Genomic DNA, 20,209 nt, shown 5'->3' with positions numbered 1-20,209 from the left:
TCGCCGACCTGCACCTTCAGCCCAGCGCGCCGACTATATCGACGCGAAGCTGCGGAACGCAGGCCTGGGTGCGGCTGGCGATGAACGAGAGCCGGGGCTACGGCGGCGCCTGCTACGGCGACTCCGGCGGGCCGAACTTCGTCACCGTCGGCGGGGAGCTGGTGCTCGCCGCTACCACCATCACCGGGGACGGCCCCTGCTACGCGACGAACGTGTCGTACCGGCTGGACACCCCGAGCGCCCGGGGCTTCCTCGACGAGTTCGTCGACCTGCCCTGACCCGCACGCGCCACCGGCGGCCGGCGGGACCATCCCGCCGGCCGCCCCGTGCCGGCCGGCGGGTCGCCGTCAGCCGGGCAGCTGCTCCGCGCGGCTGAGCACCCGGTCGATCAGGCCGTACTCGCGGGCCTGATCGGCGGTGAACCAGCGGTCCCGGTCCCAGTCCCGCTGGATCTCGTCCAGCGTCCGCCCGCTGTGCTCGGCGATCAGCTGCTGCATGGTGTGCTTGACGTGCAGCATGTTCTCCGCCTGGATGGTGATGTCCGCGGCGGTGCCGCCCATCCCGCCCGAGGGCTGGTGCATCATGATCCGCGAGTGGGGGAGCGCGAACCGCTTCCCGGCCGCCCCCGCGCAGAGCAGGAACTGCCCCATCGAGCCGGCGAGCCCGAGCGCCAGAGTGGCCACGTCGTTCTTCACGTAGCGCATGGTGTCGTAGACGGCCATCCCGGCGCTCACCGAGCCGCCCGGCGAGTTGATGTAGAGGAAGATGTCCCGCTTCGGGTCCTCGGCGGCCAGCAGCAGGATCTGCCCGCAGATCTGGTTCGCCGACTCGTCGGTGACCTCGGTGCCGACGAAGATGATCCGTTCCCTGAGCAGCCGCTCGAAGACATGGTCACCGAAGGACGGCTGTCCGCCGTCCAGCATCCACACGCCGTACCCCATGATCTGACCGCCCTCCGCGCCGCCGGCGGGCGACGGATCGCCCGGGGAACCGGCGATCTCCAGCCTCCGGCGGCCCGACGCCGGGGCCCAGCGATTCTGCCCGGGGCAGATCGGCCGTGGGCAGAACCGGGCCGGCCTAACCGGCGGTCAGCCGCCGCCGGCCCGCCCGGGCCCGCCTGCGGGCCAGCACTCCCGAGGTACGCGGCCGGGGGCGCCCGGCCGGCACGGAGGCGATCAACCGGACCCGCAGGCCCGCTCCGCCGACCGTCGACCCGACGTGCCCGATCGACCCGCCCGCGAGCAGCCCGCCGCCGACCCGCAGCAGCGGCCCGTCCGCGCCGCCGATCCGCGCCAGGTGGCCGCCGAACGTCGCGCCGCCGACGTGTGGGACGCGCCCGCCCGACCTCGGCGCCCGATCGACGGACGCCCCGTCCAGGTGTGGCACCCCGCCGTCGGGGTGGAAGCCGATCCGCAGCCGGGGGCCGGCGTCGTGGCGGGCCACCGGCACCCGGTCGAGTCGGGCCAGGCCCGTCCCGGACGTGGCCGGGACCCGGCGCTCGACCCGGCGCAGCTCGTCCCGGGCCTCCTCGAGCAGGTCGGAGAGGTTGATCCCGAGCGCCCGGCAGATCGCCGCCAGCACCTCCGAGGAGGCCTCCTTGCGGCCGCGTTCCACCTCGGAGAGGTAGGGCAGCGACACCCCGGCCGCCAGGGCGACCTCGCGCAACGTGCGGCCCTGCCGCAGCCGCACCCGGCGCAGCACCCCGCCGATCACCCGTCGCAGCAACGACATGCGGGCCTCCTCGCGGTCGTCATCCCGGGACTCCCCCATCATGCCCGCTGGTCGGCGTCGGCGACGGCCCGGCCGGTCCGGCTTCCCTTCCGGCCCGCCCGGACATCGATGCCGGCCACCCGACAGGCCCGCCGAGGTCGTACCCGCTATGTTGTGCACGTGCGAGCGACTGTGGCGGGGCAGGACCGACGGTGATCCATTTTCCCGCGCAACGGCGGGGGCCGCTGAGCGCGCTCAGCCTGCGCCTGCTCGCCGCCCTGGGCCTGGTCTTCGCGGTGGTCACCGTGGTCTACCTGGACCGGGACGGCTACCGCGACGTCAACGAGGACGGGCTCACCCTCCTCGACTGCTTCTACTACGCGGTGGTCTCGCTCTCGACCACCGGGTACGGCGACATCACCCCGGCGGCGCCCTCGGCGCGCCTGGTCAACGTCCTGTTCGTCACCCCGGCCCGGGTGCTCTTCCTGATCATCCTGGTCGGCACCACCCTGGAAGTCCTGACCGAGCAGTACCGGACCGGCCGTCGCCTGTCGCGGTGGAGGAGGACCGTGAAGGACCACGTCATCATCTGCGGCTACGGCACCAAGGGCCGCAGCGCCGTCTCCGCCCTGCTGGAGAACGGGCTGGACCGGTCCCGGATCGTGGTGGTGGAACGCAGCGGCCCGGCCCTGCGCCAGGCCACCTCGGCCGGGCTGGTCGCCATCGAGGGCTCGGCCACCCGCTCGTCCGTGCTGGAGGAGGCGCACATCCGGAGCGCCAAGTCGGTGATCATCGCGACGGACAGCGACGACGCCTCGGTGCTGGTGGCGCTGACCGTCCGGCAGCTCACCGCCGGCCAGGTCCGGATCATCGCGGCGGTCCGCGAGGCCGAGAACGCGCCGCTGCTCAAGCAGAGCGGCGCGCACCACGTGATCGTCTCCTCGGCCACGGCCGGCCGGCTGCTCGGCCTCTCCACCTCCGCCCCGCCGCTGATCGACGTGGTGGAGGACCTGCTGACCCCGGGGCAGGGCATGGCGCTGGCCATGCGCTCGGCCGAGCGCGACGAGGTGGGCCGGTCGCCGCGTGAGCTGGAGTCCCTGGTCATCGCCCTGGTCCGGCGCGGCAAGGTGGTCACCCTCATGGACAAGGCCGGCGCGGTGATCGAGACCGGCGACATGCTGGTCCACGTCCGCGACGACCGCCCCCAGGCCGCCACCTCCGCCCACTGACCAACGAACAAAGGAGGCCGGTCCCCGGGCGGGGAGCGGCCTCCTTCTTACGTGGTGCCGTCAGCGGGTCAGAGGATCGTCCAGGTGTCGCCGCTGGCGAGCAGGCCGGCGAGCTGCTGCTCCGGGGTCTCGGTGACCTTGTCCTTCGCCGAGGCGACCTGCTCCTGCACCGCGCTGTCGTAGGACGGGCGGCCGACCGAGCGGAACACGCCGATCGGGGTGTTCCGCAGGTCCAGCCCGGGCAGCCGGGACAGTGCGAAGGCGTACGCCGGGTCGCTGACCGTCGCGTCGTGCACGACGATCTCCTCGGGGCGTACCGAGGCGGTCTCCCGCACCTCCAGGCCGAAGCCGCCCGGCGGGTGGACGACGCAGAACTGCCCGTCCCTGCCGAACGTGACGGGCTGCCCGTGCTCCAGCCGGATCAGGTAGTCGTCCCGGGTGCCCGGCTCCTTGAGCTGGTCGAACGCGCCGTCGTTGAAGATGTTGCAGTTCTGGTAGATCTCCACGAAGGCCGAGCCCTCGTGCTCCGCGGCGGCCCGGAGCACCGACTGGAGGTGCTTGCGGTCGGAGTCGATGGTGCGGCCGACGAAGGTGGCCTCCGCGCCGAGCGCCAGCGACAGCGGGTTGAACGGTGCGTCCGCCGAGCCGACCGGGGTCGACTTGGTGATCTTGCCGACCTCGGAGGTCGGTGAGTACTGCCCCTTGGTCAGGCCGTAGATCCGGTTGTTGAACAGCAGGATCTTCAGGTTGACGTTGCGGCGCAGCGAGTGGATCAGGTGGTTGCCGCCGATGGAGAGCGCGTCGCCGTCACCGGTGACCACCCAGACCGACAGGTCCGGGCGGGACACCGACAGGCCGGTGGCGATCGCCGGGGCGCGGCCGTGGATCGAGTGCATCCCGTACGTGTTCATGTAGTACGGGAAGCGCGACGAGCAGCCGATCCCGGAGACGAAGACGATGTTCTCCCGGGGGATGTTCAGCTCCGGCATGAACTGCTGGACGGCGGCCAGGATCGCGTAGTCGCCGCAGCCGGGGCACCAGCGCACCTCCTGGTCGGACTTGAAGTCCTTGGCGGTGAGCTTGAGGGCGATGGGCTCAGACATTCTTCAGGACCTCTTCCAGCATCGTCTCCAGCTCGGCGGCCGTGAACGGCAGGCCGCGGACCTGGTTGTAGCCGATCGCGTCGACCAGGTACTTCGCCCGGATCACGTGGGCGAGCTGGCCGAGGTTCATCTCGGGGATGACGACCCGGTCGTAGGCGCGCAGCACCTCGCCGAGGTTGGCCGGCATCGGGGCCAGGTGGCGCAGGTGCGCCTGGGCGATGGAGAGGCCGCGCTGCCGCAGGCCCCGGCACGCCGCCCCGATCGGCCCGTACGTCGAGCCCCAGCCGAGCACCAGCACCCGGGCGTCGCCGTCCGGGTCCTCCACGTCGATGTCCGGCACCGGGATCGTCTCGATCCGGGCCGCCCGGGTCCGCACCATGAAGTCGTGGTTCGCCGGGTCGTACGAGATGTCACCGGTCTTGTCGGCCTTCTCCAGACCGCCGATCCGGTGCTCCAGGCCCGGCGTGCCCGGGATGGCCCACGGCCGGGCCAGGGTCTCCGGGTCGCGCAGGTACGGCAGGAAGGTGGTGCCGTCCTCGCCGTTGGGCGCGGTGGCGAACTCCACCCGCAGGTCGGGCAGGGACTCCACGTCGGGCAGCAGCCACGGCTCGGAGCCGTTGGCGACGTAGTTGTCCGACAGCAGGATCACCGGGGTGCGGTAGGTCAGCGCGATCCGCGCCGCCTCCAGGGCGGCGTGGAAGCAGTCGGCGGGCGACTTCGGGGCGATCACCGCGACCGGCGCCTCGCCGTGCCGGCCGTACAGCGCCAGGTTGAGGTCGGCCTGCTCGGTCTTGGTCGGCATGCCGGTGGACGGCCCGGCCCGCTGCACGTCGACGATGACCAGCGGCAGTTCCAGCGCCACCGCGAGGGAGATCGTCTCGCTCTTCAGGGCCACGCCGGGGCCGCTGGTGGTGGTGACGCCCAGCGAGCCGCCGTACGACGCGCCGAGCGCGGCCCCCACCGCCGCGATCTCGTCCTCGGCCTGCATGGTGATCACGCCGAACTTCTTGTGCTTGCTCAGCTCGTGCAGGATGTCCGAGGCCGGGGTGATCGGGTACGCCCCGAGGAAGACCGGCAGCCCGGAGCGCACCCCGGCGGCCACCAGGCCGAGCGAGAGCGCCGCGTTGCCGGTGATGTTCCGGTAGGTGCCCGGCAGCATCTTCGCCGGCTTCACCTCGTACCGGACCGAGAAGTCCTCGGTGGTCTCGCCGAAGTTCCAGCCCGCCCGGAAGGCGGCCACGTTCGCCGCGACCAGCTCGGGCCGGGCCGCGAACTTGCGCTCCAGGAAGCGCAGCGTCGACTCGTACGGCCGGGAGTACATCCAGCTCAGCAGGCCCAGGGCGAACATGTTCTTGGCCCGCTCGGCGTCCTTCTTGGACACCTCGTGCGCGGCCAGCGCGCCGACCGTCATCGAGGTCAGCGCCACCGGGTGCACCACGTAGCCGGCGAGCGAGTCGTCGTCCAGCGGGCTGACCTGGTAGCCCACCTTGGCGAGGTTGCGCTTGTTGAACTCGTCGGTGTTGACGATGATGTCCGCGCCGCGCGGCAGGTCGGCCAGGTTGGCCTTCAGCGCCGCCGGGTTCATCGCGACCAGGACGTTCGGGGCGTCGCCCGGGGTCAGGATGTCGTAGTCGGCGAAGTGCACCTGGAAGCTCGACACGCCCGGGAGGGTGCCGGCGGGTGCCCGGATCTCGGCCGGGAAGTTCGGCAATGTGGAGATGTCGTTGCCGAGCTGCGCCGTCTCGGAGGTGAACCGGTCACCGGTGAGCTGCATGCCGTCGCCGGAGTCGCCGGCGAACCGGATGACCACCCGGTCGAGTTGACGGATCTGCTTGGTCACGCCCGCACCTCGCTTCGCCCAGCGCCGTCGCACGGGCGGCTGAACATGTTGGTGACCCCGCCTTGCCCGGCCACGTGACCTCCTTGACGTGCTGCTGCCGCCGACCGTCCGAAGCTGTCCGGCCCGGTACGTTCTTCACGTCAGAGCCTACGTCGGTCCCTTAGGGCGACCTTGGTGGCGGTCCGACGTATGGGACCCGGTCGGGCCGCTGTATGCCCGGCTTTGCGGCGTTTAGTACCGGCATCCGTAATCCAGATCACCGCACGCGCGTCGCGCCGGCCCGAGGATGCGCCCCGAGCCGGCGCTCACTCGGCGGCGGTCGGCGCGGTGGTCGGGTCGGTCGGTCCCGCGGCCATCCGCCGGCGCAGCGAGGCGGTGGCCAGGACCAGGGCCAGCACCACCAGCAGCCCGGAGACCGTGATGAGGGTGACCGCCGTCCGCTGCACCGAGCTGAGGCCGCGCCCGCCGGAGGCCTGTCCGCCGGCGGCGAGCACGCCCTGGGAGCCGGTCGGCGCGGGGGTGGCGACCGGCGGGGTGGACAGGGCGGCCGCCGCGTTGATCCGGAAGCTCATCTGCACCTGCCGGCTCCGGCCGTGGCGCGGGTCGAGCCGGCCGACGACCGCGCCGGCCAGGGGCGCCTGGCGCTGTGCCGCCGGCGTGGCGGTCACCGGCAGCCGGAGGGTGGCGGTGCGCCCGGCCGGCACCGTGCCGAGGCCGCACCGCGTCCGGGTCGGCGAGACCGGCACGCAGCCGGCGGGCGGGCCGGACGCGGTCACCCCGTCGGGCAGGATCACCTCGACCCGGCCGGCGGCGTCGACCCGGCCGGTGTTGCCGAGCCGGACGGTCACCACGCTCGGGGCACCGCTGATGTCGAAGAGCACCTCGTCGGCGCGGAGCGAGATGCCGGGCACCGGCGGGCCGGGCGGGAAGAGCACCGCGAAGCCCTCGTCGTCGGCCGCCGCGCCGGCCACGCCCGGGGCGGTGGCGGTCACCCCGACCGACCCGCTCAGCGGCATGGAACGCCAGGCCGTCCCGTCGACCCGGACCCGGATCGAACTGCTGAACCGGGCGCCGGGCGCGGTGGTCCACCCGCCGCAGCGGTAGCGCCCACCGCCGGCGGGCGCGCACCCGGTGCTCCCCGCGTCGGTGAGCCCGGCCGGCAGCGTGTAACCGAGCCGGATCAGCTCCGGCACCCTGCCGGTGTTCGTGACGGTCACGCGCAGCGTGGTCACCGTGCTGTCGGCGTTCCAGTAGGCCGGGGTGAGCGAGAGGTCCTCGGTGGTCACCCGCACCCCGAGCTGGCCGGCGGGCGGCGGGCCGGGGGCGCCGGGCTGGGCCGGGGGCTGCGCGGGAGGCACGACCGGTGGGGGCGGCGGGGCCGGGGCGGTGGTGGTGGGCGCCGTGGTGGTCGGCGCCGGGTTCTCCGGGGCGGTGGTGTCCGGCACGGGCTCGGTCGTCGGGACCGGCGGGGTGGTCTCCGGAGGCGCGCTCTCGGTCGGCGGCGCCGTGGTCGGCAGCGGCTCCGTCGCGGTCGGGTCGACCGGGGGAGTGCTGTCCGTCGGCTCCGCGCCGGGCTCGTCCACCGGATCGGTGGCCGCGGTGACCACGCCCGTCGCCGCCCGGGACGGGGTCGCCCAGGCGGGAGCGACCGCGGCCGCCGCCAGGCCGGCCGCGAGCGACGCCGCCAGCAGTGCGGAGGTACGTCGCCGGCCAGCCCGCCGATCGGGGCGTACGGGCAGGTCGGCCATCTGTCCTCCGTGACACTCAGCGAGTTTTCATATTCGGTAATGGTTGCCGTGGAGCACTAGTCCCGGGAGGAAACAAATACGTAACGTGTTCGATACGCCTCGGCGACCGGCACGGTAGGCTCGTCCCCCGTGACCGGTTACCTCGGCTCGTACGCCACGCTCGGTCTCCTGCTGCTTGCCAGCGTCCTCTTCTTCGTTACGGCGTTCTCGGCCAATCGGGTGTTACGTCCTGGCCGTCCGGCCGATCCCTGGGGCAAGCGGACCAGCTACGAATGCGGGCTCGACCCGGTCGGCGGCGACTGGGCGCAGATGCAGATCCGCTACTACGTCTACGCGTACCTCTACGTGCTCTTCGCGGTCGAGGCGGTCTTCCTCTTCCCGTGGGCGCTGGTCTTCGACCGGCCCGGGTTCGGTGTCACCACCGTGGTCGAGATGGGGGTCTTCGTCGCCGTGGTCGCGCTCGGCATCCTCTACGCCTGGCGGAAGAACATCCTGCGCTGGACCTGATCCCCGCCGGCCCCGGCCGACCGCCGGTCAGGCCAGGCCGCGCCGGGTCAGGGTGGGCGGCCGGTCGCCCCGGATCGAGGCGACCATGTCCAGCACCCGACGGGTCTGGCGCACCTGGTGGGCGCGGAACACCCGGGCCCCCAGCCACGCCGAGACCGCGGTCGCGGCCAGCGTGCCCTCCAACCGGTCCGGCACCGGCAGGTCCAGCGTCTCGCCGATGAAGTCCTTGTTCGACAGGGCCACCAGCAGCGGCCAGCCGGTGTCGGTGAGCTCCGCGAGCCGTCGGGTGATCTCCAGCGAGTGCCGGGTGTTCTTGCCGAAGTCGTGCGCCGGGTCGATCAGGATGCCGTCAGGACGTACGCCGAGGGCGACCGCCCGCTCGGCGAGCCCGGTCACCGTCGCGACCACGTCGGCCACCACGTCGTCGAAGGCGGCCCGGTGCGGCCGGGTCCGCGGAGCGAGCCCGCCGGCGTGCGAGCAGACCAGCCCGGCGCCGGTCGCCGCGGCGACCCGGGCCAGCGCGGGGTCCGCCCCGGACCAGGTGTCGTTCAGCAGGTCGGCGCCGGCCGCCACCGCCTCCACCGCCACCTCGGCGCGCCAGGTGTCGATCGAGATGACCACGTCGGGGAAGGCGGTGCGGACCGCGGCGATGGTGTCCACCGTCCGGCGGATCTCCTCGGCGACGTCGACCTCGTCGCCCGGCCCGGCCTTCACCCCGCCGATGTCGATGATCTCCGCGCCCTCGGTGACCGCGCGCTCCACCGCGCGCAGCGCGCTGTCGGACGCGAAGGTGGCGCCTCGGTCGAAGAACGAGTCCGGGGTGCGGTTGACGATCGCCATCACCACCAGTTCGCCGGGGGCGAACGTGCGCCCACCGAGCCGCAGCGTCCCGGCCATTCCGCCTCCTGGTCTCCCCGCACCGTCGGCCGTACCGCCGGCCGCCCCCGACGCTATCCGGTCCGCCGTCGCCCGCTCCGTCCGGTACGTCCCGGGGTTGTGATTCATGATCGGAGCGGGTGGAGGGCTCGCCCGGGACCGGCCCGCATGCCACGATCTCTCCATGGGTGAGGTTCTGCTCCTCTTGGTCGTCGCGCTGACCGTCGCGGCGGTGGTGTTCGGGGTGACGGTGCTGGTCTCCGGGCGTGACCCGGGCCTCGCGCCGGCCGAGCCGGACGGGCGGGCCGTGCCCCTGCCGGGCGCCCGCCCGTTGCACGAGTCGGACATCGCCGAGGTGCGCTTCGACACCGCCCTGCGCGGCTACCGGATGGCCCAGGTCGACCAGGCGATGCGCCGGGCGGCCTACGACATCGGCTACAAGTCCGAGTTGATCGGCGTGCTGGAGGCGGAGGTCCTCGCGCTCCGCGAGGGCCGCACCGCGGACGCCGACGCGCTGCGCCGCGCCCGGGAGGAGTCCGCCGGCCCGAGCCCCGCCGGCGTCGCCCCGAGCGACGCGGTGAGCCCGGCCGGCGACACCCGGGCTGACGCGTCGGACGCCGAGGCCGGGGTGGCGGCCGCGCCCGCCGCGGCTGCCGTCGAGGACGAGGCGGTGCTTCCCACGCCCGCCCCGGCGACGCCCGCCGGGGAGGTCGTCCCGGTCGCGGCGCCGGTCGACCAGGAGCCGGCCGACCGCCAGGTGCCGCTCCGGCCGCCGGCCGACCCCACCGCCTCCCCTGCCGCCAGCGCCCCGGCCACCGACCCCGCCGGCACGGTCGGCCGGACCGCGCAGGGCCCGGCCGGCGACGACGACGATGAGCGAGAGCGTGGCGCGGTGGTCCGGTCGGAGTCGGCGTGACCGGGCCGGAAGGCACCGACGGGCTGGCCGAGGCCGCCCAACCCGGCGCCGGCGAGGTGACCGCCACGGTGATCGTCGACGCCCCGGCCGAGCGGGTCTTCGCGGCGCTGACCGCCTGGGAACGGCAGTCCGACTGGATCCCCTTCACCACCGTCCGGGTGGTCGAGGGGGACGGTGGCGAGGGCACCCTGGTCGAGGCGGTCACCGCGCTCGGTCCGGCGGTGCTCCGCGACGAGATGCGGGTGGTCCGGGTCGACGCGCCGTACGAGGTCGGGGTGGTGCACTGCGGGCGGCTGCTGCGCGGGCCGGGCGTGCTGCGCTGCACCCCGGTGGAGCGGGACCGGACTCAGGTGGTCTGGCACGAGTGGTTCCACCTGCCCGGCGGGACCGCCGGCCGGGTCGCCTGGCCGGTGCTCTGGCCCGGCTCGAAGTTCGGCCTGACCCAGGCGCTGAAGAAGTTCGCCCGGCTGGTGGAGCAGGGCCGACTGCCCTGACCGGCGCCCGTTGTCGGTGGGCTGGCCTACCGTGTACGTCGTGACTGACCTGGTGACCGGCCCGGACGGGCTGCCCCGCTGCGCCTGGGGCGCGAGCACCCCCGACTACGCCGTCTACCACGACACCGAGTGGGGCCGGCCGCTACGCGGCGACGACGCGCTCTACGAGCGGCTGACCCTGGAGGCGTTCCAGTCGGGCCTGTCCTGGCTGACCATCCTGCGGAAGCGACCGGCGTTCCGGCTCGCCTTCGACGAGTTCCGCATCGACAAGGTCGCCGGCTACGGCGAGGCGGACGTCGCCCGCCTGCTCGCCGACGTCGGCATCGTGCGCAACCGCGCCAAGGTCGAGGCGGCGATCGCCAACGCCCGGGCCGCGCTGGACCTGCCCGACGGGCTCTCCGCGCTGCTCTGGTCGTACGCGCCGGCGCCCCGGGCCGCCCGACCCCGGTCCTTCGCCTCGGTGCCGGCCCTCACCCCCGAGTCCACCGCGCTGGCCAAGGCGCTCAAGAAGCGCGGCTTCCGCTTCGTGGGCCCGACCACGGCATACGCGCTGATGCAGGCCACCGGGATGGTCGACGACCACCTCGCCGGCTGTCACGTGACCATCGGGGAAGCCGGGGCCACCGGCCGGGCGTGACGGCGACGGCGTCCGGCCGACGTGACGACGCCGGCCCCGACCCGGCGTGATGGGATTGGACCATGACCGACACCGAGGTCCGCTCGAGCGGGACGATCGACGGCAGCGGGCCCGGCGCCTGGGCGGTGCTGCTGCCCGCCGAGCGGTACGAGGCCGAGCGGCTCGTGCACCACGACACCCTGGAGCTGACCGGGCTGGACGGGTCCGCCCGGCCCCGGCCCGGTGACCCGGTCGCGGTGCTGGTCGACGCGCCGCCCCGGCTGGTGGCGCTCGGTCGGGTCGCCGCGGCCACCGCCGAGACCCGGGAGGATCCCGACGACCCGCAGTCCGAGGCCGGTCCGGGCGCGCTCGTGGTGACGTACACCCGGCGGGTCTTCGACGAGCCGGTGCCGGCGGACGGCCTGGCCCTCGACGGGCCGGTGACCGGGCTGGACGCGGCCACCTGGCGGGAGCTGGCCGACCGGCTCGGCCCGCCGCCGGCGCGTCGCTCCTGGCTGGTCAGCCTGGACCTGCCGATCGAGGCGGCCTCGCCCGCCGAGGCGGTCCAGCTGTTCTGGGCGTACGTGCAGGAGCTGGGGCCGCGCGAGCTGCCGGCGTTCGTCTCGCCCTCCGGCGACGAGTTGGCCATGCAGGCGTTCGTGCTCGGGCAGGAGGCCAACCAGGATCCCGAAGAGGACGACTGACCGGCCGGCGCCCGGTTACGGTGCCGGGGAGGGCCGGCGCCGGCCGGTCCCCCGAGGGGGTGCGATGCGGTTCCAGGACAGGGTCGCGCTCGTCACCGGCGGGGCGTCCGGGCTCGGCGAGGCGGCCGCGCGACGGTTCGCCGCCGAGGGCGCGAAGGTGGTGGTCGCCGACATCGACGCCGAGGGCGCCGAGCGGGTCGCGGCCGGGCTTCCCGACGGGTACGCGGTGACCATGGACACCGGGGAGGCCGCCTCGGTGGAGCAGGGCATCGCCGACGCCGCGCAGCGGTACGGCCGGATCGACGTCATCTTCAACAACGCCGGCATCGACGGGCAGCAGCAGCCGTTGCACGAGATGGACGTGGCGAACTGGGAGCGGGTGCGCCGGGTCAACGGCGACGGTGTCTTCTTCGTCCTCCGGTACGGCATCGAGGCGATGCTGCGCGGCGGCGGTGGGGCGATCGTGAACACCTCCTCCACCACGGCGCTGGCCGCTCAGGAGAACATCTCCCCGTACACCTTCACCAAGGCCGGGATCGTCGGCCTGACCCGCTCGGCGGCGATCGAGTACGCGGCCCGCGGCATCCGGGTCAACGCGGTGGCTCCCACGGTGCTGCTGACCCCGCTGGTGGAGCACTTCATCGACAGCGCGCCGGACCCGGGGCAGATGCGCCGGCAGATGGAGTCGTTCAACCCGAAGCCGGGCATCCCCACGCCGGACGACGTGGCCGGGGTGGTCGCCTTCCTCGCCTCGGACGAGGCCGCCTGGATCACCGGCCACACCGTCCCGGTCGACGGCGGTTACGTGGCCCGCTGACCGCCACCGGTGCGCGGGCGGCGCCGCGCGGGTCAGTGTCCCTCGAAGACCGGTTTCTGCTTGTTCACGAAGGCCATGGTGGCGGCCTTGTGGTCGCTGGTGGCGCCGCAGATCGACTGGGCCTGCGCCTCGGCGGCGAGGGCGTCGGCGAGGGTGCCGGCATCGGCGATGGAGAGCTGCCGCTTGATCGCCCCGTACGCCACGGTCGGGCCGGCGGCGAGCCGGGCGGCCAGCTCCTGCGCGGTGGGCAGCACCTGCTCGTCGTCGTCCACCAGCTTGTTCAGCAGGCCCAGCCGGCAGGCCTCCTCGGCGCCCACCGGCTCGGCGAGCATCAGCAGTTCGACGGCCTTGGCGTGGCCGACCAGCCGGGGCAGGGTCCAGGAGGCGCCGGTGTCGGCGGCGAGTCCCACCCCGGCGAAGGCCATCAGGAATCGGGTCTTCGGGCCGCCGATCCGGAAGTCGGCGAGGAAGGCCAGCGAGGCGCCGGCCCCGGCCGCCATGCCACGGACCGCGGCGACCACCGGCTTGGGCAGGTTGGCCAGCCGGGCGGCGATCGGGTTGTAGTGGGCCCGCACGGTGGCCAGCGGGTCGGCGTCGGCCGCCTCCAGGGTCTGCACGTGCTCGCGGAGGTCCTGCCCGGCGCTGAACGACCCGCCCGCTCCGGCCAGCACGACCGCCCGGCAGGAGCGGTCGCTCTCCAGCTCGGCGAGGGTGTCCCGGAGCGCCTCCTTGAGCGCCACGTCGAGCGAGTTCATCGCGGTCGGGCGGTTCAGCATCAGGGTGACGACGGCGTCGGTGCGATCGACGAGCAGCGGCTCGGTCACGTTCTCAACGACCCTTCTGTCGGGCGAGGCGGTTGTTGGCGTCGAGGCACTGCTCGACGTACCGGTCGGCGGCCGGCCGGAGCCGGGCCGCGTGTCGGTCGAAGAAACTGGCCGCGCTGGTGCCCGGCCAGCGCTCGGGGAGCAGCGCCGGGGGGAGCTGCGGGTCCCGGAAGAGGAAGGTACGCCACGCGTGCACGAGCCGGAATCGGGCGGCGTACGCCTCCTCGTCGCTGCTGCGTACGGTCACGCCCGTCAGCAGCGGCTTCTGCTCGGCGACGAACCGTTCGTACGCCCGGCCGATCTCGGTGAGGTCCCAGGCGCGGCGGACCACGCCCATCGCCCCGGGGGTGCCGGCGGCGTGCGCGGCGGTGAACCGCTCGTAGCGCACGCCGGCCTCGGCGAGGAGGACGTCCACGTCCTCGCCGGGGCGGGTGGCCACCCAGGTGCAGTCGTCGAGCGTGCCGTAGCCGAGGAAGGTCAGGTTGGCGGCGAGCCGCTGGCGGTCCCGTCGGGAGGCGGGGGCCTCCAGGACCAGCAGATCGAACCGTCCGTCCCAGCTGACCCGTCCGGTCCGGTAGATCCGGGCGGCCGCTTCGTCGAGCCGGCGGGCCGCCTTCGGCGTGATCGAATATCCCGGTCCGGAGGCCAGCCGGAGCGGGTCGAGCCAGCCCTGGCGGACCATCCGGGAGACCGCGGTGCGCACGGCCGGTGGTGCGATCCCGAGCGGCGCCAGCAGCTTGACCAGGGCGGCGACGGGTGCGCGGCCACCCCTCGCCCGAAGGTGGTCGCCGTACAGGTCGAAGAGTGCCGACCGTGCCTGCATGACCGCACATTGTGACAGGCCTATCCAAGATAAGCTAGATGCTGTTACATCAATGCTGCTTCGGTTTGGGTCCGGCGGTGTTCATCAGGGAAAATCGTTGTCGACACCCCGCGAAGGCTGCGGCGGTGATGGCGAAATGGCTGTGGGGCAACCCACCGACCCTGGTGTAGGTCTGAGGGGAGACAACATGGCGGCGATGAAGCCGCGGACGGGCGACGGTCCGCTGGAAGTCACCAAGGAGGGCCGGGGCATCGTGATGCGGGTCCCGCTGGAGGGTGGTGGCCGGCTCGTCGTCGAGATGACTCCCGACGAGGCCAACGCGCTCGGTGACGCGCTGAAGGCAGCCGCCGGCTGATCGAGGAGCGGTCCGCACGGCGTGCGCCGTGCGGACGGTTCGTCTTGCCCTGAGCCACCGGCCCAGCCGGTGGCTCAGGGCCTTCACAAGCCGGGAAGCGGCGGTCTGTCCCGCTTCGCGAACTTTCTGGAGGTACGGTCCAGCGTGCTGGCCATTCGTCTGGTGAACGGGCCCGAGCGGCTCGACACCCTCGTCCTGCCCATTCGTCCCGTCGGGCCGGCCGAGGGACCGGACGTCCCGGCCGCGCCGGTCCCGACCGCGCCGCCGGCTCCCGGCGACGTACTCGCCGAGGCCGACGCCCTGCTGCCCGCCACGCGGCTGGCCGGGCGCGCCGGCGAACTGCACGAACACCTGCGACCCGGCGGGACACCGCAGCGGCTGATGCTGCTCGGTGTCGGCGAGGGCGACGAGCGGGGCTGGCGGATCGCCGGAGCTGCGCTCGCCCGGGCCGCCAAGGATGAGACACACGTCACAGTGATGCTGCCGGCCGACGCCGCGGCGCTGCGCGGCCTCGCCGAGGGGCTGCTGCTGGGGTCGTACCGGTTCCGGATGACCGAGGCCGGCGGGGCGCCCGCGCTGGCCGAGGTGGACGTCGTGGTGGGCGACCCGGACGCGCTCGCCCCGACCCTGGCGGCGGCCCGGACCACCGCCGAGATGACCCGGCTGGCCCGGGACCTGACCAACACCCCCTCCTCGCTGAAGAACCCGCAGTGGTTCGTCGAGCAGGTCGAGGCGGCCGTGGCCGGTCAGGCCGACCTGACCCTGCGGGTACGTCAGCCGGAGGAGCTGGCGGCCGAGGGGTTCGGCGGGATCCTCGCCGTCGGCCGGGGCTCGGCCAGCGGCCCCCGCCTGATCGAGCTGGACTGGCGCCCGGCGGACGCGGCCACCCATGTCGTACTGGTCGGCAAGGGGATCACCTTCGACAGCGGCGGCATCTCGATCAAGCCGGTGCCGGCGATGAAGCTGATGCGCAAGGACATGGCCGGCGCCGCCGCCGTGCTCGCCGCGACCCTGGGCGCCGCCGCGCTCCGGCTGCCGGTGCGGATCACCACGCTGGCGCCGCTGGCCGAGAACATGGTCAGCGGGTCCGCGTTCCGGCCCGGCGACGTCATCCGCCACTACGGCGGCCTGACCAGCGAGACCACCAACTCCGACGCCGAGGGGCGGCTGGTGCTCGCCGACGCGCTGGCGTACGCGGTGCAGGAGCTCGAACCCGACCTGCTGGTCGACCTGGCCACCCTGACCGGCGCGAACGCGGTGGCCCTCGGCAAGCGGCACGGCGCCCTCTACAGCGAGAACGACCAGCTCGCCGGGGACCTGCTGGCCGCGATCGACGCCGCCGGTGAGGCCGCCTGGCGGATGCCGCTGCCGGCCGACTACGTGGAGTACCTGGGCAGCGACCTCGCCGACCTGCACAGCTCCCCGGCCCAGGGCGCCGGCTCGGTGACCGCCGCGCTCTTCCTCCGCGAGTTCACCGGCGACCTGCGGGACCGCTGGGTGCACGTCGACATGTCCGCCCCCTCCTGGGCGGAGGACGACGACGCCGAACTGACCCGGGGCGCCACCGGCTGGGGCGTACGCGGGCTGCTGCGCTGGCTGGCCACGCTGGGCTGACGGCGCCCGCGCCCGGCGGCCCGCCGCGCGCGGGGTCGGCTCAGCACTTCACGGCGGCGAGCAGGCCGTGCCCGACCGGGAGCAGCGCGGGGATCCAGTGCTCCGACTCCCGGATCGCCTTGATCGTCTCCCGGACGGTGACCGTCTCGACGTCGCGGGCGGCCGGGTCGCCGATCCGCCCGCCGGCCAGGGTGCCGTTGAGGGCGAGCACCCCGCCGGGTCGCAGCAGCCGCAGCGCGGCGTCCACGCAGGCGGTGAAGCCGGTCGCCTCGGCGTCGACGAAGACCAGGTCGTAGACGCCGTCCGCGAGCCGCGGCAGCACGTCGAGGGCCCGGCCGGTGATGATCCGGGTACGCCCGGACGCGAACCCCGCCTCGACGAAGATCCGGCGGGCGATCCGCTGGTGCTCCACCTCCACGTCGATGGTCGTGAGCACCCCGTCGGGCCGCATGCCACGCAGCAGCCAGACGCCGCTGACCCCGGTGCCGGTGCCGATCTCCACCACCGCCCGGGCGTTGCCGGCGGCGGCGAGCAGTCGCAGCGCGGCGCCGGCGCCCGGCGTCACCGCGTCGACGCCCACCTCGCGGGCGAGGCTGCGGGCGGTCCGCAGCACCAGATCCTCGGTGACGTAGGACTCGGCGAACTGCAGGGCCTGGGCCGTCGAGTTGCCGGAACTGGCGACCGTGGCGATGGGACACCTCCGGGCGGCGGGAGTGGTGCGGGGGGCGGGTTGGCGGTATGAGCCTAGAGGCGGGACCCGACGGGCGCAGCCGCGAGTCCGTCGCTTGACGATCACGGGCGGCAACCGCTGACTCCACCCGGGGCATCCGTGCAATCCTGGACGGTATCCCGGGTGGCGTTGCCGGACGGCTCCGTCGGATCGCGGCGCGGGATGCGGGACGGACTGGGAGGCACCGACGTGACCGACGGCTGGGACTGGCGCCAGCCCGGCGGAACTCCGGCACCGGCGGGACGGCCGGCGTCCGGTTCCCCGCCCGGGCCGTACGGGGGCGACCAGGCGTCGCCCTGGTGGTCCGACGCGCTCGCCGACCCGTGGCGCGACCCGTACGCCCCCGCCGCGGTGGTGGTGCCGGCCCTCCCCACCGACGGCGGCGAGCCGGAGCCGGTCACCGACCCGGACGCCCCCGGCCGCCCGAAGCTGCGGCAGGTCGTGCTGATCTCGCTCCTCACCGCCCTGCTGGCCGGCTCGCTCGGCAGCGCCCTGACCTACGCCTTCCTGCACGGCGGGGCTGGCGCCAGCGTGCTCGGCGGCGGTCCCGCCGAGGCCCCGGCCCTGGCCCAGCGCAAGCCGGAGTCGCTGGCCGGCGTCGCCGAGAGGGTCCTGCCCAGCGTGGTCACCGTCCGGGTGGCCAGCCTCGGCGGGATCAGCGAGGGTTCCGGCTTCATCGTCAGCGCCGACGGGCACGTGATCACCAACGACCACGTGGTGGCGGGCGGCTCCGGCAAGGCCACGGTGGTCTTCGACGACGGCAGTTCCACCCCGGCGACCGTGGTCGGGCAGGACCCGGAGTCGGACATCGCGGTGATCAAGGTGTCCCGTACCGGGCTCAAGCCGGTGGAGTTCGGCGACTCCGACGCGCTGGCCGTCGGCGACCCGGTGCTCGCCATCGGCTCGCCGCTCTCGCTGGCCAACACGGTCACCGCCGGAATCGTCAGCGCCCTGGACCGGACGATGCAGGCCGGCGAGCCGGGTGGCCCGGTGCGCTACTACGCGGCGATCCAGACCGACGCGGCGGTCAACCACGGCAACTCCGGCGGCCCGCTGGTCGACGGGGCCGGCCGGGTGGTCGGGGTGAACTCGACGATCAAGTCGCTGGTCGCCGACGGGCAGGAGGCCGGCAACATCGGCCTCGCCTTCGCCATCCCGATCAACCAGGCGAAACGGGTCACCCAGGACATCATCGGCACCGGCAAGGCCCGGCGTACGGTGATCGGCGCCCAGGTCGGCGGCACCGGCGCGGCGGCCGGCACCGGCGTACGCCTCAACGCGGTGGAGCCGTCCGGCCCGGCGGCGGCGGCCGGGCTGAAGGCCGGCGACGTGATCCTGCGGCTGAACGGCCGGCCGATGACCGAGCCGACGGATCTGGTCGCGCTGGTCCGCAAGTACGCGCCCGGCTCGGTCGTGACGGTCGAGTACCGGCGGGGATCCGCCCGCCAGAACGCCTCGGTGACGCTCGCCGCAGATGCGAAGTGAGCAGCGGTCACCCCCTCCCGGACCGGCCCCCGACGTGCGTAGTCTTGCCGTGACACGGACGAGGAGGCCGGAGTGCTCGACAACCTGAACTGGTGGGAGATCGGCGCGCTGCTGCTCCTGGCGCTGCTGATCTTCGGGGACCGGCTGCCCACCGTGATCAACGACGGCCTCCGGATGGTCCGCAACCTGCGCAACATGGCCCGCAACGCCACCGGCGACCTGAGCCGCGAGCTGGGCACCGACATCCAGCTGGAGGATCTGCACCCGAAGGCGTTCATCCGGAAGCACCTGCTCACCGAGGAGGACGAGCAGGCCATCCGGAAGCCCCTGCAGAGCGTGTACGACAACCTGCGCTCGGACGTGACCGGTGTGCACAACGAGCTGAAGGACGTCGCGAACGCCGCGGACCCGCGGGGCAACGGCACCCGCCCGGCCACGGCCACCGGCGGCACCGCGCCCGCCCCGGCCCCCCGCCCCAGCTACGACGACGCCACCTGACCGTCGGGCCGTTCCTTCTCTCCCTGCTTCCCCCCGCTCCAGACACGACGAAGGGGCACCCCGTCACGGGGTGCCCCTTCGTCAGTCGGTCAGCGGCCAGCGGGCTTGAGGCCCAGCGGCTTGCCGACGAGAGACTCACGCCGGACCGCCAGGCGGTCGGCGACCTGGTTGAGCGCCTTGGCGGCCGGGGCGTCCGGCTCGGCCAGCACGATCGGGATGCCGGCGTCGCCGCCCTCGCGCACCCGGGTGTCGAGCGGGATCTGACCCAGCAGCGGCACCTGCGCGCCGATGGTCCGGCTCAGCGACTCGGAGACCGCCTCGCCGCCGCCGGCGCCGAAGACCTCCACCCGGGAGCCGTCCGGCAGCTCCATCCAGGACATGTTCTCGATGACCCCGACCACCCGCTGGTGGGTCTGCAGCGCGATCGCGCCGGCCCGCTCGGCGACCTCGGCGGCCGCGGCCTGCGGGGTGGTGACCACCAGGATCTCCGCGTTGGGGAGCAGCTGGGCCACCGAGATGGCGATGTCGCCGGTGCCCGGGGGCAGGTCCAGCAGCAGGACGTCCAGGTCGCCCCAGTACACGTCGGCGAGGAACTGCTGCAACGCCCGGTGCAGCATCGGGCCACGCCAGACCACGGCCGCGTTGCCCGGGGTGAACATGCCGATCGAGATGACCTTCACGCCGTGCGCCTGCGGCGGCATGATCATGTCCTCGACCCGGGTCGGGCTGCCCTCGGCGCCGAGCATCCGGGGCACCGAGTGGCCGTAGATGTCGGCGTCGACCACGCCGACGGCGAGGCCGCGGGCGGCCAGCGCGGCGGCCAGGTTGACCGTGACGCTGGACTTGCCGACGCCACCCTTGCCGCTGGCCACGGCGTACACCCGGGTGCGCGAGCCGGGCTGGGCGAACGGGATGACCGGCTCCTGGGTGGCACCGCCGCCGCGCAGCTTCGACTGGAGCTCCTGGCGCTGCTCGGGGCTCATCACGCCGAACTCGATCTCGACACCCGTCACGCCTGCCACCGCGGCCACCGCGGCGGTGATGTCGGTGCGCAGCTTGTCCTTCAGCGGGCAGCCGGCCACGGTGAGCAGCAACTCGACCCGGACGACGCCGTCGTCACCCACCACCGCGGAGCGGACCATGCCCAGCTCGGTGATCGGCCGACGGATCTCCGGGTCGTTGACGGTGGCCAGGGCGGCCTGGATCGCGTCGGAGACGGTGCTGACGGGTGCTGACATGCGGGCAATGTTACGTCGGTGGTCATCGGCGGCCGCCGCTGGCGGGGGCCGGTGTGAGCGAATCGATCGCACCCGTCGGCGG

At 73.9% G+C, this 20,209-nt stretch carries 22 protein-coding genes; 12 read left to right on the top strand and 10 right to left on the bottom strand.

Features of this window, described 5'->3' with window-relative positions:
- The first annotated feature begins 80 nt into the window (after nucleotides 1–80).
- On the top strand, nucleotides 81–278 hold the full coding sequence (locus tag ACFOYX_RS28595; RefSeq protein WP_322439757.1) for a hypothetical protein: 198 nt from the start codon (nucleotides 81–83) through the stop codon (nucleotides 276–278).
- Nucleotides 279–347: 69 nt separating this feature from the next.
- On the opposite strand, the gene ACFOYX_RS28590 is transcribed toward ACFOYX_RS28595, so the two are convergent.
- A complete protein-coding gene (locus ACFOYX_RS28590) occupies nucleotides 348–941 on the bottom strand; it encodes an ATP-dependent Clp protease proteolytic subunit (protein WP_322439756.1) in 594 nt (197 codons plus the stop codon).
- Nucleotides 942–1,077: 136 nt separating this feature from the next.
- Nucleotides 1,078–1,731 carry a helix-turn-helix transcriptional regulator gene (locus ACFOYX_RS28585; RefSeq protein WP_322439755.1) on the bottom strand — a complete coding sequence of 218 codons (654 nt, stop codon included), beginning with the start codon at nucleotides 1,729–1,731 and terminating at the stop codon, nucleotides 1,078–1,080.
- 191 nt (nucleotides 1,732–1,922) lie between these two features.
- Here ACFOYX_RS28585 and ACFOYX_RS28580 point away from each other — a divergent pair, with 191 nt between their 5' ends.
- Entirely contained in the window at nucleotides 1,923–2,939 is a 1,017-nt protein-coding gene (locus ACFOYX_RS28580) for a potassium channel family protein (protein WP_322439754.1), read from the top strand.
- 68 nt (nucleotides 2,940–3,007) lie between these two features.
- On the opposite strand, the gene ACFOYX_RS28575 is transcribed toward ACFOYX_RS28580, so the two are convergent.
- The 3 genes from ACFOYX_RS28575 to ACFOYX_RS28565 all read right to left on the bottom strand — a co-directional run bounded on the left by ACFOYX_RS28575 (nucleotide 3,008) and on the right by ACFOYX_RS28565 (nucleotide 7,630).
- Nucleotides 3,008–4,042, bottom strand: coding sequence for a 2-oxoacid:ferredoxin oxidoreductase subunit beta (locus ACFOYX_RS28575; RefSeq protein ID WP_322439753.1), 1,035 nt, complete (start codon nucleotides 4,040–4,042; stop codon nucleotides 3,008–3,010).
- Entirely contained in the window at nucleotides 4,035–5,882 is a 1,848-nt protein-coding gene (locus ACFOYX_RS28570; protein ID WP_322439752.1) for a 2-oxoacid:acceptor oxidoreductase subunit alpha, read from the bottom strand. Before ACFOYX_RS28570 ends, ACFOYX_RS28575 begins: the two co-directional genes overlap by 8 nt.
- Before the next feature lie 305 nt (nucleotides 5,883–6,187).
- On the bottom strand, nucleotides 6,188–7,630 hold the full coding sequence (locus tag ACFOYX_RS28565; RefSeq protein WP_322439751.1) for a hypothetical protein: 1,443 nt from the start codon (nucleotides 7,628–7,630) through the stop codon (nucleotides 6,188–6,190).
- Nucleotides 7,631–7,759: 129 nt separating this feature from the next.
- On the opposite strand from ACFOYX_RS28565, the gene ndhC reads away from it, so the two are divergent.
- Complete coding sequence (gene ndhC / locus ACFOYX_RS28560; RefSeq protein WP_322439750.1) at nucleotides 7,760–8,137, top strand: NADH-quinone oxidoreductase subunit A; 378 nt, start codon at nucleotides 7,760–7,762, stop codon at nucleotides 8,135–8,137.
- Between the two features lie 27 nt (nucleotides 8,138–8,164).
- Here the strand turns inward: ndhC and folP are convergent, their stop codons facing one another.
- On the bottom strand, nucleotides 8,165–9,034 hold the full coding sequence (gene folP, locus ACFOYX_RS28555) for a dihydropteroate synthase (protein ID WP_322439749.1): 870 nt from the start codon (nucleotides 9,032–9,034) through the stop codon (nucleotides 8,165–8,167).
- Nucleotides 9,035–9,197: 163 nt separating this feature from the next.
- Here folP and ACFOYX_RS28550 point away from each other — a divergent pair, with 163 nt between their 5' ends.
- The 5 genes from ACFOYX_RS28550 (at nucleotide 9,198) to ACFOYX_RS28530 (ending at nucleotide 12,560) form a co-directional block, all read left to right on the top strand.
- A complete protein-coding gene (locus ACFOYX_RS28550; protein WP_322439748.1) occupies nucleotides 9,198–9,929 on the top strand; it encodes a DivIVA domain-containing protein in 732 nt (243 codons plus the stop codon).
- Nucleotides 9,926–10,423, top strand: coding sequence for an SRPBCC family protein (locus ACFOYX_RS28545; RefSeq protein WP_109800034.1), 498 nt, complete (start codon nucleotides 9,926–9,928; stop codon nucleotides 10,421–10,423). Before ACFOYX_RS28550 ends, ACFOYX_RS28545 begins: the two co-directional genes overlap by 4 nt.
- 40 nt (nucleotides 10,424–10,463) lie before the next feature.
- Nucleotides 10,464–11,060 carry a DNA-3-methyladenine glycosylase I gene (locus ACFOYX_RS28540; protein WP_322439747.1) on the top strand — a complete coding sequence of 199 codons (597 nt, stop codon included), beginning with the start codon at nucleotides 10,464–10,466 and terminating at the stop codon, nucleotides 11,058–11,060.
- A gap of 62 nt (nucleotides 11,061–11,122) precedes the next feature.
- On the top strand, nucleotides 11,123–11,743 hold the full coding sequence (locus ACFOYX_RS28535) for a hypothetical protein (RefSeq protein ID WP_322439746.1): 621 nt from the start codon (nucleotides 11,123–11,125) through the stop codon (nucleotides 11,741–11,743).
- A 64-nt stretch (nucleotides 11,744–11,807) separates the two neighbouring features.
- Nucleotides 11,808–12,560: an SDR family NAD(P)-dependent oxidoreductase gene (locus ACFOYX_RS28530; protein ID WP_109800036.1), complete on the top strand. Its 753-nt coding sequence runs from the start codon at nucleotides 11,808–11,810 to the stop codon at nucleotides 12,558–12,560.
- 32 nt (nucleotides 12,561–12,592) lie between these two features.
- On the opposite strand, the gene ACFOYX_RS28525 is transcribed toward ACFOYX_RS28530, so the two are convergent.
- Nucleotides 12,593–13,384, bottom strand: a complete 792-nt coding sequence (locus tag ACFOYX_RS28525; protein WP_322439745.1) for an enoyl-CoA hydratase-related protein — start codon at nucleotides 13,382–13,384, stop codon at nucleotides 12,593–12,595.
- 4 nt (nucleotides 13,385–13,388) lie between these two features.
- The gene (locus ACFOYX_RS28520; RefSeq protein ID WP_109800038.1) at nucleotides 13,389–14,207 is read right to left on the bottom strand and encodes a PaaX family transcriptional regulator C-terminal domain-containing protein; all 819 of its coding nucleotides are present in this window, start codon (nucleotides 14,205–14,207) and stop codon (nucleotides 13,389–13,391) included.
- Between the two features lie 187 nt (nucleotides 14,208–14,394).
- Here ACFOYX_RS28520 and ACFOYX_RS28515 point away from each other — a divergent pair, with 187 nt between their 5' ends.
- Both ACFOYX_RS28515 and ACFOYX_RS28510 read left to right on the top strand, forming a co-directional pair.
- Complete coding sequence (locus ACFOYX_RS28515; protein WP_007455245.1) at nucleotides 14,395–14,562, top strand: DUF3117 domain-containing protein; 168 nt, start codon at nucleotides 14,395–14,397, stop codon at nucleotides 14,560–14,562.
- 144 nt (nucleotides 14,563–14,706) lie between these two features.
- Nucleotides 14,707–16,176: a leucyl aminopeptidase family protein gene (locus ACFOYX_RS28510; protein WP_322439744.1), complete on the top strand. Its 1,470-nt coding sequence runs from the start codon at nucleotides 14,707–14,709 to the stop codon at nucleotides 16,174–16,176.
- Nucleotides 16,177–16,216: 40 nt separating this feature from the next.
- Here the strand turns inward: ACFOYX_RS28510 and ACFOYX_RS28505 are convergent, their stop codons facing one another.
- Nucleotides 16,217–16,825 carry an O-methyltransferase gene (locus tag ACFOYX_RS28505; protein ID WP_201749459.1) on the bottom strand — a complete coding sequence of 203 codons (609 nt, stop codon included), beginning with the start codon at nucleotides 16,823–16,825 and terminating at the stop codon, nucleotides 16,217–16,219.
- A 255-nt stretch (nucleotides 16,826–17,080) separates the two neighbouring features.
- On the opposite strand from ACFOYX_RS28505, the gene ACFOYX_RS28500 reads away from it, so the two are divergent.
- Nucleotides 17,081–18,391, top strand: a complete 1,311-nt coding sequence (locus tag ACFOYX_RS28500) for a trypsin-like peptidase domain-containing protein (protein ID WP_322439763.1) — start codon at nucleotides 17,081–17,083, stop codon at nucleotides 18,389–18,391.
- Between the two features lie 72 nt (nucleotides 18,392–18,463).
- On the top strand, nucleotides 18,464–18,889 hold the full coding sequence (locus ACFOYX_RS28495) for a preprotein translocase subunit TatB (RefSeq protein WP_322439743.1): 426 nt from the start codon (nucleotides 18,464–18,466) through the stop codon (nucleotides 18,887–18,889).
- 89 nt (nucleotides 18,890–18,978) lie between these two features.
- Here the strand turns inward: ACFOYX_RS28495 and ACFOYX_RS28490 are convergent, their stop codons facing one another.
- Nucleotides 18,979–20,127: a P-loop NTPase gene (locus ACFOYX_RS28490; RefSeq protein WP_109800042.1), complete on the bottom strand. Its 1,149-nt coding sequence runs from the start codon at nucleotides 20,125–20,127 to the stop codon at nucleotides 18,979–18,981.
- Nucleotides 20,128–20,209: the final 82 nt, after the last annotated feature.

The sequence above is a fragment of the Micromonospora sp. GCM10011541 genome (assembly GCF_042650725.1).
Taxonomy (GTDB): domain Bacteria; phylum Actinomycetota; class Actinomycetes; order Mycobacteriales; family Micromonosporaceae; genus Micromonospora; species Micromonospora sicca.
Note: the sequence above shows the minus strand (reverse complement) of the source record. Positions and strands in the feature narration are given on the sequence as shown.